The following is a 15291-nucleotide window of genomic DNA, read 5'->3' as shown; positions in this document are numbered from 1 at the left end:
CAGTTAAGATATGACGGTAAATTCCTTTGTAAACTGAGTTAATGTTCTATATCCTTCATCCGTTATAAGAACATCATCTTCTATTCTCACTCCTCCAATATCAGGTAAATAAACTCCAGGTTCAATCGTATAAACCATACCCTTTTTAAGCGTATGATTATTGTTTTCATTCATTGAAGGGAATTCATGTACATTGATTCCAAGCCCATGTCCTAAACGATGTGGATAATAGTTACCAAAACCTGCTTCAGTAATTATTTGTCTAGCTATTATATCTAAATCACCAATTCTAGTTCCAGGTTGACTATTTGATAATGCTGCCATCTGTGCCTTAAGCACAATGTCATAAATCTCTTTTTGCTTTTCAGTATACGATTTATAGACAACTGTCCGGGTAATATCTGAACAATAACCATCTACTATTACACCAAGGTCAAAAAGGACAAAATCACCTTTTTTTAGCTTTCTTAAACCTGGGTTACCGTGTGGTTGTCCGGAATTTTCACCAAATAAAACCATCGTGGAAAATGACATTTCACGGATTCCCTTTTTCTTTAATTCATATTCTATTTTCGCTAATACTTCCATTTCCGTAATACCTTCACGTAAGCAGGAAATTCCAACTTCTACACCATAGTCCGCTAGTTCAGCAGCATGCTGCATTATATATATTTCGTGCTCATCCTTAATTACTCTAAGTTCATTCATTAATTGGTCAACTTCAACAATTTCACAATGAGCGGAAGATATTTGCAGCAGGCTTTCGTATCTGCTATATGTAGTAACTTCTTTTTCAATTGCAATTTTCTCAATTTTATCTACCTTTTGATTAGTTGCAATGTGTTTTTGAATGAGCTCCCACGGGTTTTGTTCATCGCCATAACCAATTATTTCATTTTCCCAACCTGCATCCTTCACTTGTTCAACTTCCATTTTGGGACATATGAAAATTGGTTCAGTATTTTTAAAAAAGAATAACCCTGTTAATCTTTCATGGGGGTCTGAGTATACATTAGATAAATAAAAAATATTTTCTTTTGACTGTATAAAACACATATCAATATTGTTTTCACTTTGCCATGTGGTTAATTTATGTTGACGCTTCTCCATGAATTTCACAACCTAACATACTTTTTACATATCATCATAACATAGACACTCAGGCATGATATGTATAAGGTCAACCAAATAGTATAATAATATACAAACTATCCATTCCGATATATTTACAATTTATAAGGTCATTTGTAACATGTATTTAATATTCCAATGGTACTTTCATTCACATTTTTCCTGTATACTGTTTACTATAAATATAACCTTTTACATAATCTTACGTTTATTTTTTTCACCTTTCTGTTAAGTTTAGAAGGAGTTGTTTTTTTGTGATTCAAAAAATCAAACAACATATTATTCCCATATTGTGCACACTTGCAGCAGTTGCGCCTATTGTCGGAATGCTATTAATTGAGCTTTATTATTATAGTACTGTTATCGGTTGGGCGATTGGTTTTTGCTGTATCATGACAGCCTATATCATTATTACGAAAAGACCTGACAAAGACGAGTCAGCGACATATACTGAAATTTAAGGCTTACCTCAAATGGAAGAGGATGACCTATAATAAAGAGCTAATTCTTCTCTCCTAACAATGGAAGTCGAATAAACGATGTGAAATATTCGATATTACGGTGTTTTGGATAAGTCAGGCCCCTTATGAGTCACCCCTCTTCACTTATTCACTTCCCACTTAAAAGACGAAGCCCATTTAAGATGACTAGTATAGTACTTCCTTCATGACCGATAACGCCCAATGGAAGATCTAAAACTTGAATAAAATTAGTGCAAATTAAGATAGCAATAACTGACATTGAAAACACAATATTTTGTTTCACAATTCGATTCATCTTGTTTGATAATTTGACTGCTTTTGTTAATTTTGATAATTCATTTTTCATTAAAATGATATCTGCTGTTTCAAGGGCAACATCGGTTCCTTCCCCCATTGCAACCCCAACATCTGAAATAGCTAAGGCAGGGGCATCATTAATTCCGTCACCAATCATTGTGACAATTCCATATTTTTCTTTTAATGCTTTTATTTCACTCACTTTATCAGCCGGTAGGCATTCTCCTCTATAGACATCTAGCTTTAACTCATTAGCTATTGCAGCTGCTGTTTCTTTACTATCCCCTGTAAGCATCACTGTTTTTATCCCAGCAGCTTGTAAAGCCTCGATGGCTTGCTTAGCCTCATTGCGGACAACGTCCTTTAAAGCGAGTAGACCTACAACCTCGCCCTTCCTCATAACAAATACAACTGATTTACCTTCGATAGCTAATTTTCCACTTAATTTATTATGATATGCTAGCGCCTGCTCGCGACCTACAAAATCCGCTTTTCCAATTCGCCATTCCTCACCGTTAATAACTGCAGAGACTCCATATCCAGATTTTTCATCAACGACAACTAATTCATTATTACGTGAATGTGTGCCTTGTTGAAGTTTTGTAACAATTGCTTTTGCTAAAGGATGGTTTGATTGTTTTTCAATCGCAAGTACTACGTTATAAAAGGTATCTTTATCCACCTGTTCAGACACTACTATGTCTGTTACAGTTGGTTCACCTTTTGTTAGCGTACCAGTTTTATCAAAAACAACCACATTTGTTTTACTCAATTGTTCTAAATGCACCCCACCTTTAAACAAAAGTCCATTTTTCGCACCATTCGATATTGCAGCAAGAGTAGCTGGCATTATCGATGCAACGAGCGCACATGGAGATGCTACAACCATTAAGACGAGAGCACGATAGATAGTTTCATTCCAGCCCCAGCCGAGAACATAGTGGGGAAGAAACATCATAATCGCTACTGTAATTAACACAGCCTTGACATAAGTTCCTTCAAATTTTTCAATAAATTGTTGTGAAGGTGATTTTTCTGATTGCGCAGATTGAACAAGCTCTAAAATTTTATGAAACATAGTTTCCGTACTCTTCTTGGTTACTTTAACTGTAACGGAACCGTTACCATTTACTGTTCCTGCAAATACTTCATCATTGATATTTTTTTCAACCGGCATTGATTCACCTGTAATTGCTGACTGGTCAATATTCGTTTTTCCTGTCTTAATTATGCCATCTGTTGGAATTCGTTCACCAGGCTTCACTAAAATCGTTTCACCTACATTTAATGATGAAACATGGACACGTCGTTCCCTGCCATCCTCTAGCAATAATGCTTCTTCTGGCTGTAGACTCATCAGTGCCGATATTTCACGCTGACTTTTATTCATCGTATATGTTTCAAGTGCACCACTTATAGCGAAGATAAAAATTAAAATAGCTCCTTCAGTCCAATATCCGATAATTGCTGCTCCTAATGCTGCAAAAATCATTAACAACTCAACATTAAGCGTCTTTTCAGCAATTGTTTCCTCTATGCCTTCTTTTGCCTTTGCATAGCCACCTATTACAAATGCGAGTATAAATAATGGAATTGCAAATTGTTCATAATGTCCCTTGAGAATCCATGCAAATACAATAAATAAACCTGCAAGGAGTGCATTAATAAGTTCTATATGTTCACTCCATTTTTTAGGAAGTGCACTTTTGTCCGTTACATTTTGCTGACAATTATTTTCTATCGTGTTAAGTTCCAAAGCTCTCACTCCTCTAATTGAGAATAAGATTCATCATCATCAATGTACCGCTTGTTTATTTCTATTCATTAATGACGAGAAACCCTATATTTATTGGTATAGCATTATTATAACAGAATCTGTCGCTATTACAATAAAATAATTACTAATTAATAATTATTATTAATAATAGAGATACTCATTCTCAACTAGATATTAATTTATTCTTTCAATCTCATTGAAAAGCAAGTCTGCATGAATAGGTCCAAAAATTTTTTTACTAATCTCACCACGTTTGTTAATAATAAAAGTCGTAGGAATTCCAATCACTTGATACTTCTGAGCAATTGCTCCATTTTTATCAAGACCTATCTGAAATGGCAGCTTTATTTGATTTACGAAATGTTTGACTGCATTTTCACTCGATTCCTCTGAAGTTACGTTTATCGCAATGATATGGACATTCGGCTCTTTAGCACCTGCAAACCTAATGAGTTCCTCCATCTCCTCTTGACAATACTGACACCAAGTTGTCCAAAAGTTTAGAACGATAATCTCACCTTCATAATCTGATAATGTAATCGTCTGTCCTGTAAATGTTTCTGTTGTAAAATCTGTTGCCTTTTGTAAACCTGAACCCTCTGCAGTTGATATGACCGAAAACTGTAACATGACTATGACAACCAATATGATTAGACTTCTAATTTCAATTACCTCCTGTACGATATTTATTACTAATAGCTTTTGTAAAAAATATAGATACATACTTACAGTTCAGGTAAGTAATCAAAACTTTAAACAATTTACTATTATATATTTACAAAAGAATGCAAAAAAAAAGAGCATTTCGCTCCTTTAAGTTTTTACCCAATTGAGATTATAATATTGATTCTAATAAGTGACTCTTCTCACCATAAAGTAAACACTTATTCCAAGCTTATTACATATCGTGACATAGTGCATGAGCATGAGAAGTACGGCCCCTGTGTTCATCCCTATAATGATTCCTTCCATATTTAACATTTTCATCGAACCTAACAAATACATGAGTGCAAAGGAAATGACATGTGACCATATATTATGAAATAATGCATCTTTTACAAGTCCTAGACCTATTAAGTAAGCTTGCATTGGGATGATGAAAAAGTGAAATAGAAAATACGGCCATAATAGCTTTAAATAAATTGCAGCAGAGGATGAGTCGAAAAACAAATGTGTCAACGGTTCTGCAAAGATATACATCACAACCATTGAAATTGTTCCATATATAGCTGTAATCATTAATGCTTGCCTTAGTAGCTTTATTAACCGATAGGCGTCTCTTTCTGCAAATGCTTCTGAGACATTCGGGATAAGCATTACCATTAATGAATGTCCGATGAAAGCTGGAAAAAAGCCGATTGACATTGCGACTCCTGCAAGCATGCCATAATGTTCAGTAGCCATTACACTAGTAAACCCAGCGCTAATTAAAGCCACTTTAACAAGAAATGGTTGAATCGCATGTGTAAGCGAATGAAAGAGCCGCAAACCTGTAGTAGGAATAGAGACAGAAAATAGGGCTTTTCTTAAGTCTTTACGATTAACCTTTTGTTTTGGCTCCTTTCCTAATAGGTGATAATGTATCGAATATGCTGCTACTAAATAGGCACATACAAGAAGTTCACTAACTACTAACGTTGCAAGTGCAATAAGTAATGCCATTTGAATATCAAATTGAAATGTTTGATAGACCCAAAATAACAATACCAATTGAACTACCTTTTTAGCAAAGTTAGTAAATGCAATTTTCCCCATATGTTGTACACCCATAAAATAACCTCTAGCAATCGAAGAAAATGATACAATGGGGACGAGGATTAATACTAACCACTTTACGTTCGGATGGTAGTTTTGAAAAATTGGTAAGAATGGAAGTATTAAAGCAGCAATGAATAGAAACCCTATCGTAAATACTATTGTAATTCTTACCGTATGCTTCAGCATATGGTAATGAGTTTCTCTTCCTTTCTCAGCTATAAATTTTGAGATTGATATAGGTAATTCAAGACTTGCAATGATGACGATTAAAAAAATGATTGGAAGTATGGTCATATACATTCCCATTCCTTCTTCGCCAAGCTCTCTAGCCAAAATCATATTCACGAAAAATTCCAGGCATTCCCCAAAAAAGGCTGCTATCACAAGTAATAATGTCCCTTTAATAAATGAATTCATGATGTATGTCCCCTTATTTATAAACTCGTACATAATTTAACTTTATGAGACAAGACCTTTAAATAGTATAAAAAAATCAATTCCATAAATACTGGAATTGATATCTTTTCACATATACTTCTATACAGTTAAGAAAAAAACTGCTCGATCATATACTTTTACGCATTGCCCCTAGAACGATTGAATATTTATCAAGGTCATGAAAGATGACATTTTTAAATTCGTATTCTCCATGAGAACCTGTAAACGGTTCTACTGCAACAATGGCTCCATTGTTTTGAAATTCATTAACTAACAAATCAAAATCAGTCCATTCAACATGTATAAACGAATCCCATCCAAAGTCTGGCCCTTCCCATTCGGTCGGATAGTCGTTTCTTTTCTTTGATCTTGTATTAGGTTGTACATCTGCTGGAGAATTAGCTTGTTGTAAAATAAAAATCATTTCATCCCTCTCAACATGACCCCAACCATCCACTTGACAGCCAAATACTTCTTGGTAGTATCTTTTTGCAGCTTGAAAATCAGAAACAAGTCGTACTTGAATTGTTTTCCCTAGTTTTCCTTTTCCAGTTAAACTATTCAATTTAATCACCTCTAGAGATTTTCATTATATAATTCTCCTGACATACAGTATTTTCCTGCTAAACATCTCCTTAACTCTCCCATGCATAGAGGTTAATCAATGTAATGCATCCATGGATTCCATTGTTCATTTAGGTAGTAAAAGAATAGAATCTATCATATATATAACCAAAGGAATTTAATAACCGGCCTTCTATCGTTTTTCAGAGCATTGTTTGTTATAAAAACCCATTTTATCATCTTATTAATATAGAAAATAACAAAAGAGTGGTTCAAATTAAATTGAACCACTCTCATTTTTAGGTTATTTTGCAAAACGATGATTTCCAATTGTCACTGTCGTTTCACGTGAAGTAATCCATGTACTTTTAGCTGTTTTTGGATTGTAGAAGTATAATGAACCGTTACCCATACCTCGATATGCTAATGCTTCTTGAACTGCTTCCTTTGCTAATGCATCAGCTTTTTGATTAATTGTCCCGTTTTGAACAGGTGTGAATGCATAATAACCTTGATCCTTTTGATAAATAACATCTTTCACATTATTAGGGAAAAGCTTACTATCTACTCGGTTTAACACAACTGTTGCAACAGCTACCTTACCTGCATATGGTTCACCCTTTGCTTCTGCATGAACTAGACGTGCTAATAAATCCTTTTCTGCGGGTGTAATTGAATTTGGGATCGTTAATCTTTCACCAACATATAATAAAGGTGTTGCCTTTTTATTCATTTCCATTAACTTTTCTGCCGGTACACCGTGTTGTTTACCAATTAACCAGAATGTTTCTCCTGATTGAACTTGATGTGTTGTTGCAGCACTAGTTTTTGTAGGTAACACAGACATCGTCATAAACGATAAAACTAATGTTGAAACAGCAACAAGTTTTAAGATTAATTTATTCATCAATTAAAACCTCCTAAGATTTCCTAGCTGTTTTTGCTACATGTACAAGCCTAACAGGATTATACATGCATTACACCCCTCAAAAATTGGTATAACTTCCATTCATATCTTCTAAATTTTCAATCAATATAATATAGTTAATTTCTTACATTTCCATCTAATCATATAATTACTTTCTATAGTGAAAATGCATGTTTCACTATAGAAAATCTAACTTTCCAAAGCGTTTTTTGCATTTTTCACCTCATATAGGGGCCTGTTATCTTTTTAGTACCGCGGAATATATAAGAATGCATTCTTAGTAAGGATTCATTCATGAAGGAAGATTTTAACGACTTATACGAAAAATACATGCCGATGATAAACCATATCCTAAGTAAATTATCTATTTACAAAAACAAAGAGGAATTTCGCCAAATTGGCCGAATTGCATTATGGGAAGCTTCACAGCGATTCGATGAAAGAAAAGGTAAATTTCAATCATATGCATATGCTTTTATCTTAGGACGAATTAAATCAGCACTTACGAAGGAACGAAAAAACATTGAAAAATCTTTACCACTAGATGATTTCAATTATGTAGAGGAAACTTATTATCATGAAGATTTCGCTAATATCATCTCAAAGTCTATCATTGAGCAAGTCTCTTTGCTTCTATCGACTAATCAAAAGAAATGGTTTGAAGCTTATTATTTATACGGAAAATCACCGAGTGAGATAGCTAACGAAGAAGGAGTATCGATTTCTGCAGTAAAATCATGGCGTAGAGATACACTAAACAAATTAAGAGGATATAACAAAAGGTTATTATCGTAACGTGATGGATTTTATCTCAGCGTGTACACTTACACAATAAATTAGTACGTCTTTATCCGAAATCTTCATCAAAAAAGGCATGCAGCTCCAAATTACTAATATAGTACCATCGAAAAAAAGAGAGCCTTGAAGCATTTTCTTAACTTCTTGGCTCTTCTAAATAGCGAAAAAGAATACTCCCACCTTGTTTTGCAATACCTCGAAAGTGTTTAAAATCATCTCTTGCGACAAGTATTTTGCGAAAATCTAAAAATTGTTCCTTTTCGACATGATATTCATTTAATTCACCGGTTTTTAGCTTTTCTAATATGTCATGAATCAATTGCTCGTCCATCATCATCCCTCCCAAGATTACTCTAAAAGTTTACATTTCTTTTTCCAGAATGTCTATTCAAGCCATTGTTTTAAGCGCGTAAATTGCAGCCGCGCATCATCCATACCGAGCTTATATAATTGTTCTAGCTTTTGCTGGTTCTTCTCAATTCGGCTAACATTTACTGGTTCGCTAGGACGAATAACAAAAATTTCTCCATTATTCTCTAACTCGTCTATATAATCTAATGTCTCATTATACATTTCATATCTAGATAAGATTGCGTTAACAAGTTCCGGATATCCTTTATATGTACGCTCTAGTAACCATTTCATATTTGATTTCTTTTTTCGATACAAACGGTCTCTCGTAAGAATGACAATATTCTTTTTAACACCATCTCGTTGTGCTTTTTTTAGAGGTATAGAATCTACAATTCCACCGTCAAGTAAATGATTCCCTTTAAATTCAATGACTGGTGCAATAAAAGGCAAAGAGCTAGAAGCTCGTAATACAGTTAACAGGTCTGCATCATAATCCTTCTTACTAAAATAAATCGGTTTACCTGTATGACAATCTGTTGTGACGATTACAAACTCTTCCTTACTTTCGTTAAATGCCTGAAAGTCGTATGGTACTAGCTTATTGGGCAACTCGTCAAAGATAAAATCCATCCCCAAAAGTTGACGATGCTTTACATAGTTTCGAAAAGAAAGATACTTAGGGTCCTTTACATAACCTATGTTAACCTGACGATTTCGTCCCTTTTGCCTTGATAAATATGAGGCACCAAAACACGCACCTGCCGAGACGCCAATGACATACGGTGCATAAAAGTTTTGTTCCATAAAATATTCTAAAACACCAGCAGTATAAATTCCCCTCATACCACCGCCTTCTAGTATTAATCCTGATTCATACATCATTATTAAATGCTCTCCCTTAACTTACTAGTTTATTTCAGTTTATTGATGTGACCATTATTTTAAAATATTAGCAAAAAAGTACATCATTCATTAACTTATAATACATAAACACTAAATAAGTGTGGTTGTAGTCTCTTTGCATAGTATAACTAATTTACGACACCTGTCTCACTAAACAAGAACTAACAATTACATGGTTAAAGTCTTATAATAATATACCATGAAACGAAACGAACAACGGCTTACTTTGCTCGTCCATTCATGAAGTTTTTCCGATTTATACTTTATACTCCTCCTACATTTTTGTAAGTGTTTCCATTTTAATTGTTTGAAAATGCTTTACTTCATCGTAGAAATAGTGTTAAATAGTTCTAATAGAAGATTAGAATGCTTTATTATATGGATGAGAGCGCCAACAAATCCTTAACCGATTAGTAGTGTTACGAGCTATGAATTCTAATCGTCTTAAGAATATGTAAAGGAGCGAGGCAATGAAAATCGCTAAAGTTGGAAGTATAATTGAATTCAAAGAAGGATTGACTGGTGTTGTAGAGAAAGTTAATGAAAATTCTGTTATTGTTGACTTAACATACATGGAAAATTTCAGTGAACTTGAAATTGACCGTCGTACCGTTGTTAACCATAAAAACTATAAAATTATAAAAGACTCTTTCTCTTAATATAATAAAAAGCGCGATATACTCGCGCTTTTTATTATATATTTAATTACCGATTATCTACTTTCTCAGGGTATAAATCATGGTTCATTAAGCGATAATTAGCAATTTCCTCATATTTTGTCCCTGGTTTTCCGTAGTTTGTATACGGGTCAATTGAAATTCCACCACGAGGCGTAAATTTACCCCAAACCTCAATGTAACGTGGATCCATAAGCTCGATTAAATCATTCATGATGATGTTCATACAATCTTCATGAAAATCACCATGATTACGGAAACTAAATAAATATAATTTTAACGATTTACTTTCTACCATTTTCACATCTGGAATATAGCTAATATAAATTGTTGCAAAATCCGGTTGACCTGTAATAGGGCAAAGTGACGTAAATTCTGGGCAATTAAATTTTACAAAATAGTCACGATTTGGATGTTTATTATCAAAAGTTTCTAATATTTGTGGAGCATATTCAAATAAATAATCTACCCCTTGATTACCCAATAATGAGATATCTTTCAATTCTTCTTGTTTTCTTCCTGTCATTTTTAAATCCTCTTTTCTTAATACTGTTTTTATAAACAAAGTTGTTGGATAGCATTGATATTATTCATTTCCTCTTGAATTCTTAGTGGTTAAACATTTTTTGTATGACCTTAACATTTGTCTACTCATCAATCTAAGAAGTGTAATAAACACTCTTAATTTGAGCTTCCAGCATATCGAATAAAAAGAAAAATACTACACTCCACGTTTATTGCCCCAAACTAACGTATGAAGTTGAGGAAGTACACGAACATCATTTAATTCACGATCATCAATGACCTTCTCAATTAGCGATTCATATTTTTCTAAGAGTGTTTGGATAAGCTTTTCATTATTTGATTCGTTGATGTCTTCATTACCAACTTGTAAATAAAACGGTAACGTTGGATATCGCTGATGAACCTTTCTTGCGTAAGAAATATCTTCATCATTAAAGACTACAACTTTCAAACTAACCTTTTCATTAACATTCGCTTCTGTTACTTTGTTAATAATATCATCAAGTTTTTCAAAATCTGTAATCATTCCTGAACTTGGAGGCTTTGGAGAAATTGTTAGGTCATCTATTTCCTTTAACCATTCTTGATATTTACTCCCTTGTGTCTCTATTGCTATCTTTTTCCCCTTATTTTTTAATAACGTCACGAATTCTTGTAAGTTTGCTAGAAGTGCAGGGTTACCTCCGGAAATCGTGACGTGTGAAAAGCGGTCTTCACCTAACTCTACTAGCTCTGTCCATATTTCCTCAGCGGTGAGCTGTTTTATATCTTGCTTAGCTGATCCATCCCATGTAAAGGCAGAATCACACCAACTACAAGAATAATCACAACCAGCCGTCCGTACAAACATTGTTTTTTGACCGATTACCATCCCTTCACCTTGGATGGTAGGCCCAAAGATTTCTAAAACGGGTACCTTTTTCATTGTGCACCTTCCTTATGTTTAGGTCTGTACACAACATAGCTTGTCGGAGTTTCTCTTACAAATACTTGTACACAATTAGGCTTGTTCATTTTTTTATCAAGCTCTCCTTGAACAATTTCCCAAATCACCTTTGCTACCCCTTCTGATGTAGGAAAATAATTTGAATCTGTTGAAGAAAACAAATCATGGTGATCATTTAGAAGTGTGTGGTCAAACCGTTTATGAATAAGCTTTTTAATACTAGCAAAATTCACTAAAAACCCTGACTCATCTAATTCATCACCAGCAATTGTTATGTTAACAAAATAAGTATGTCCATGAACTTGTTGACATTTCCCTGCATCCTCATGTGGAATGAAATGCGCAGCAGCGATGTGCATGTCCTTATTAAGTTCAAAAACATAATTATGTTGAACTTGCGGATATATTTGTTGAATCATATATTTTCAACACCTTTACTTAAAAGATAATTATCGAGTCCTTTTTGTCTTAAAAGACAAGCTGGACACTCGCCACAACCTTCTGCAATAATGCCGTTATAACAAGTTAACGTTTTCTCTCTGACAAAATCTAACACACCCAGTTCATCGGCCATTTTCCAAGTTTCCTCTTTATTAATCCACATTAAAGGAGTATGAAGGACAATAGGTTTATCTAATGCTAAATTTAGTGTTACGTTACATGATTTTACGAATTCATCACGGCAATCTGGATAACCGCTAAAGTCCGTTTCACATACCCCTGTTACAATATGCCTTGCACCAATTTGATATCCTAAAATCGTCGCAAACGTTAAGAAAACCAAGTTTCTGCCTGGGACGAATGTAGATGGCAATTCTCCATCCGAATGTTCAATGTCGATATCTGTCCTAGTTAACGCATTTGGTGCAAGTTGATTGAGTAATGACATATCTAATATATGATGATCTACACCTATTTCATTTGCAATTGATTTTGCTACGTCTATTTCTAAGCTATGTCTTTGGTTGTAATCAAATGTCACAGCTACTACTTCTTTAAACTGCTTTAATGCCCAAAATAAGCATGTTGTACTATCCTGTCCACCACTAAATACAACGATCGCTTTTTCATCTTTTAACAAAACTATCTCCTCCAGAAAACTCTCTTGAAATACAGATTGAGACAAAATTACCCAGTATATGATGTTATTTCAGTCTGGAACCTGTTTTTTTTATAAGAAAAAAATAAAAAGCACCCGGAAACGACATTCCGAGGTGCTAGCAACTACATCTTCTCTATAAAACTACTTGTTTTAATATTAGTTTTTTATAGAGGGTTTTGCTATAACCTCTCCCATTAAATTACAAAAATAATGGATTTTTTATTAAATTAGTTACTTATATACAATATGTTTAGTCCTACTCAATTATTCGAATAATATTACATCATTAAAGAATCATGAAATTTCAACTAAAAAAATATATCATGAAACAATTTGATTTGCAATGAGAAAGTTTTTAAGAAAAGTATAAGCGCCTATAACAGCCCCAAAAGTATAGGACGCAACTGAATAGAGACATTCACTGTCTTCCATTCAGTTATGGCATAGCATATGACCTCGAGGAGCTAGAGCATGAATCTGAACACTACAACAAGGTAAATCCTTTGTACTTTCTTACCAAAATAACATGGTTACTTCTCTTCTTGTTTGTTAAACCATAACGGTTCATCGTCATCCACTTCACCATTATAATTAATTAAAATCTCTTCACCTGCTTGAATATCCTTATATGCGTAGAATTCAAACACATGTTTCTCGAAGTTAATATCGTAAGTAGCATTAGGTTTGTACGAATGATTAAAAAGCGCACCGTAACCTAATACAATTGCCGTGTGATTAATACCGTATTCAAAAGCATAATCATCAAGAATCGTATTTTTTATATGCTCATGATCTTCATTTGGGTAAGGAATAACAGGAGCTTCATGGAAAAGCACTCCTTTTTTTATATCAACTGTTGCAAATACACCACGATTAAATTCTCCATCACTAACTGGAGACGTTTTTACTTCAATAATTATCATCACCTACAGATTAAAATTTGTTTATGTACTTTATTGTGACGGTTAATTCATTTGAAAGCAACATTTTTATTATTTTCCATATTATCTGTATTTATATCTATAAAACGTGATGAGTTAAAACCGGACAAATGCAAAATGGCATAACTCCATAGAAAAAGAACTTACAGATTTGTAAGTTCTAATAAGTTAACTATGATGTTGCAATTTTCTTTTCTAATAAGGCTGGATTTGGAATTGCTTCAATTTGTGTCTTTGTTATTTCTAAATATTTAATATGATGATTATCCATTTTAGTTACTTTAAAGGTGAGGGGTCCGAATTCAACACAATCACCTGTTTTAATATCATATTGCTCTGTTAATACCCATCCACCTATCGTGTCTACATCAGTGTCATCAATTGATAACTTAAAAAGATCATTAATTTCTGTTACGAGCACTTTCCCATCTACAATATATTTAGAATCGTTCACTTTTTGGATGAGTGGAACTTCATCTGCGTCAAATTCATCACGAATTTCACCGACGATTTCTTCTAGTATATCTTCGACTGTAACAAGTCCTGCAGTTCCTCCATATTCATCAATTAGCACTGCCATATGGATTCGTTCCTTTTGCATTTTCACTAATAATTCATGAATAGGGATGGATTCAATCACTTGGATTATAGGCCTAATATATTGTTTTATCGAAAATGGCTGCTGAGAGTCAAAATGGATTAAGTCAGTAAAAATTTCTTTTATATTTACGATTCCTACAATATGGTCTTTATCACCATCTACGATAGGATATCGTGTATACTTTTCATCTTTGATAATTTCCAATTGCTCTTGAATCGGGGCATCAATCGATAATGAAACAATTTCTGTCCGCGGAACCATTATTTCTTTCGCAATTCGATTATCAAATTCAAAGATTTTATTTACATATTTAAATTCAGATTGATTTATCTCGCCACTTTTATAGCTTTCAGATAGTATAATTCTAAGTTCTTCTTCACTATGTGCCAACTCATGTTCAGAAACAGGCTTAAATCCAAAAATTCCTGTAATAAATCGTGCAGATCCGTTTAAAGCCCAGATAAACGGGTACATAATACGATAGAAGGCCATCAATGGCTTTGACACCCAAATACTAATAGCTTCTGCTTTTTGAATAGCTACTGTTTTTGGTGCTAATTCTCCGACAACAACGTGTAGAAACGTTATTGTTGAAAAAGCAATTACAAATGATAAAATTGTCGCGATAGAACCTGAAACATTCATTTTATCAAATAATGGTGATAATAAATGTTCAATAGTCGGTTCACCAAGCCAACCTAGTCCTAGTGCTGTAATTGTAATCCCTAGCTGACAGGCAGACAAATATTCATCAAGATTATTAATGACGTTCTTCGCCGCGCTTGCCTTTTTGTTTCCTTCTGCAATTAATTGGTCAATACGAGAGCTTCTAATCTTAACAATCGCAAATTCAGAAGCAACGAAAAAACCCGTAAGAGCGATTAAAATTGCAACAAGCAACAAATTTACTATGTCCAAATAAGCTTCCTTTCTCCGTCATTAACGGAAAAGGAGTCACCTCCTGAGAGTTAAATCAATTCATAAACATATTTGATTATTTAATTATATAAAATTGAGCGTCCGCTTGGAGTACAATAAGGGATGCTACTAGTCTATTAAATTTTAACTC

At 33.8% G+C, this 15291-nt stretch carries 17 protein-coding genes; 3 read left to right on the top strand and 14 right to left on the bottom strand.

Annotated elements, in window-relative coordinates; translation table 11 throughout:
* Window positions 1-3: 3 nt before the first annotated feature.
* Window positions 4-1110, bottom strand: a complete 1107-nt coding sequence (locus J2S19_RS03520) for a M24 family metallopeptidase (protein ID WP_307337282.1) — start codon at window positions 1108-1110, stop codon at window positions 4-6.
* Window positions 1111-1385: 275 nt separating this feature from the next.
* Between J2S19_RS03520 and J2S19_RS03515 the strand changes: the two genes are divergently transcribed.
* Entirely contained in the window at window positions 1386-1592 is a 207-nt protein-coding gene (locus J2S19_RS03515; protein ID WP_307337279.1) for a hypothetical protein, read from the top strand.
* A gap of 148 nt (window positions 1593-1740) precedes the next feature.
* On the opposite strand, the gene J2S19_RS03510 is transcribed toward J2S19_RS03515, so the two are convergent.
* The 5 genes from J2S19_RS03510 to J2S19_RS03490 all read right to left on the bottom strand — a co-directional run bounded on the left by J2S19_RS03510 (window position 1741) and on the right by J2S19_RS03490 (window position 7354).
* Entirely contained in the window at window positions 1741-3666 is a 1926-nt protein-coding gene (locus tag J2S19_RS03510) for a heavy metal translocating P-type ATPase (protein ID WP_370875035.1), read from the bottom strand.
* 195 nt (window positions 3667-3861) lie between these two features.
* A complete protein-coding gene (locus J2S19_RS03505) occupies window positions 3862-4317 on the bottom strand; it encodes a TlpA disulfide reductase family protein (RefSeq protein ID WP_307337277.1) in 456 nt (151 codons plus the stop codon).
* A 219-nt stretch (window positions 4318-4536) separates the two neighbouring features.
* Window positions 4537-5862, bottom strand: a complete 1326-nt coding sequence (locus J2S19_RS03500; RefSeq protein ID WP_307337274.1) for a polysaccharide biosynthesis protein — start codon at window positions 5860-5862, stop codon at window positions 4537-4539.
* A gap of 148 nt (window positions 5863-6010) precedes the next feature.
* On the bottom strand, window positions 6011-6448 hold the full coding sequence (locus tag J2S19_RS03495; protein WP_307337271.1) for a VOC family protein: 438 nt from the start codon (window positions 6446-6448) through the stop codon (window positions 6011-6013).
* Between the two features lie 303 nt (window positions 6449-6751).
* On the bottom strand, window positions 6752-7354 hold the full coding sequence (locus J2S19_RS03490) for a cell wall hydrolase (protein ID WP_307337267.1): 603 nt from the start codon (window positions 7352-7354) through the stop codon (window positions 6752-6754).
* Window positions 7355-7669: 315 nt separating this feature from the next.
* Here J2S19_RS03490 and J2S19_RS03485 point away from each other — a divergent pair, with 315 nt between their 5' ends.
* Entirely contained in the window at window positions 7670-8170 is a 501-nt protein-coding gene (locus J2S19_RS03485) for a sigma-70 family RNA polymerase sigma factor (protein WP_307337264.1), read from the top strand.
* Between the two features lie 139 nt (window positions 8171-8309).
* Here the strand turns inward: J2S19_RS03485 and ykzS are convergent, their stop codons facing one another.
* Both ykzS and J2S19_RS03475 read right to left on the bottom strand, forming a co-directional pair.
* Window positions 8310-8504, bottom strand: coding sequence for a protein YkzS (ykzS, locus tag J2S19_RS03480; RefSeq protein WP_307337261.1), 195 nt, complete (start codon window positions 8502-8504; stop codon window positions 8310-8312).
* A 53-nt stretch (window positions 8505-8557) separates the two neighbouring features.
* Window positions 8558-9409, bottom strand: a complete 852-nt coding sequence (locus tag J2S19_RS03475; RefSeq protein WP_307337259.1) for a patatin-like phospholipase family protein — start codon at window positions 9407-9409, stop codon at window positions 8558-8560.
* Window positions 9410-9900: 491 nt separating this feature from the next.
* On the opposite strand from J2S19_RS03475, the gene J2S19_RS03470 reads away from it, so the two are divergent.
* Window positions 9901-10089, top strand: a complete 189-nt coding sequence (locus tag J2S19_RS03470) for a YkvS family protein (protein ID WP_307337256.1) — start codon at window positions 9901-9903, stop codon at window positions 10087-10089.
* A 46-nt stretch (window positions 10090-10135) separates the two neighbouring features.
* On the opposite strand, the gene queF is transcribed toward J2S19_RS03470, so the two are convergent.
* The 6 genes from queF to J2S19_RS03440 all read right to left on the bottom strand — a co-directional run bounded on the left by queF (window position 10136) and on the right by J2S19_RS03440 (window position 15140).
* On the bottom strand, window positions 10136-10633 hold the full coding sequence (gene queF, locus J2S19_RS03465; RefSeq protein ID WP_307337255.1) for a preQ(1) synthase: 498 nt from the start codon (window positions 10631-10633) through the stop codon (window positions 10136-10138).
* A gap of 195 nt (window positions 10634-10828) precedes the next feature.
* Window positions 10829-11557 (bottom strand): 7-carboxy-7-deazaguanine synthase QueE, encoded by a 729-nt coding sequence (gene queE, locus J2S19_RS03460; protein WP_307337252.1) that lies wholly within the window; start codon window positions 11555-11557, stop codon window positions 10829-10831.
* Window positions 11554-11997, bottom strand: a complete 444-nt coding sequence (gene queD, locus J2S19_RS03455) for a 6-carboxytetrahydropterin synthase QueD (protein WP_307337249.1) — start codon at window positions 11995-11997, stop codon at window positions 11554-11556. The genes queE and queD overlap by 4 nt, the downstream gene beginning before the upstream one ends.
* Entirely contained in the window at window positions 11994-12659 is a 666-nt protein-coding gene (gene queC / locus J2S19_RS03450; protein WP_307337246.1) for a 7-cyano-7-deazaguanine synthase QueC, read from the bottom strand. Before queC ends, queD begins: the two co-directional genes overlap by 4 nt.
* A gap of 551 nt (window positions 12660-13210) precedes the next feature.
* Complete coding sequence (locus J2S19_RS03445; protein ID WP_307337540.1) at window positions 13211-13597, bottom strand: SET domain-containing protein; 387 nt, start codon at window positions 13595-13597, stop codon at window positions 13211-13213.
* 196 nt (window positions 13598-13793) lie between these two features.
* On the bottom strand, window positions 13794-15140 hold the full coding sequence (locus tag J2S19_RS03440; RefSeq protein ID WP_307337244.1) for a hemolysin family protein: 1347 nt from the start codon (window positions 15138-15140) through the stop codon (window positions 13794-13796).
* Window positions 15141-15291 lie beyond the last annotated feature (151 nt).

The sequence above is a fragment of the Metabacillus malikii genome, from assembly GCF_030813355.1.
Taxonomy (GTDB): Bacteria; Bacillota; Bacilli; order Bacillales; family Bacillaceae; genus Metabacillus; species Metabacillus malikii.
This window is presented reverse-complemented; position numbering and strand designations above follow the sequence as displayed.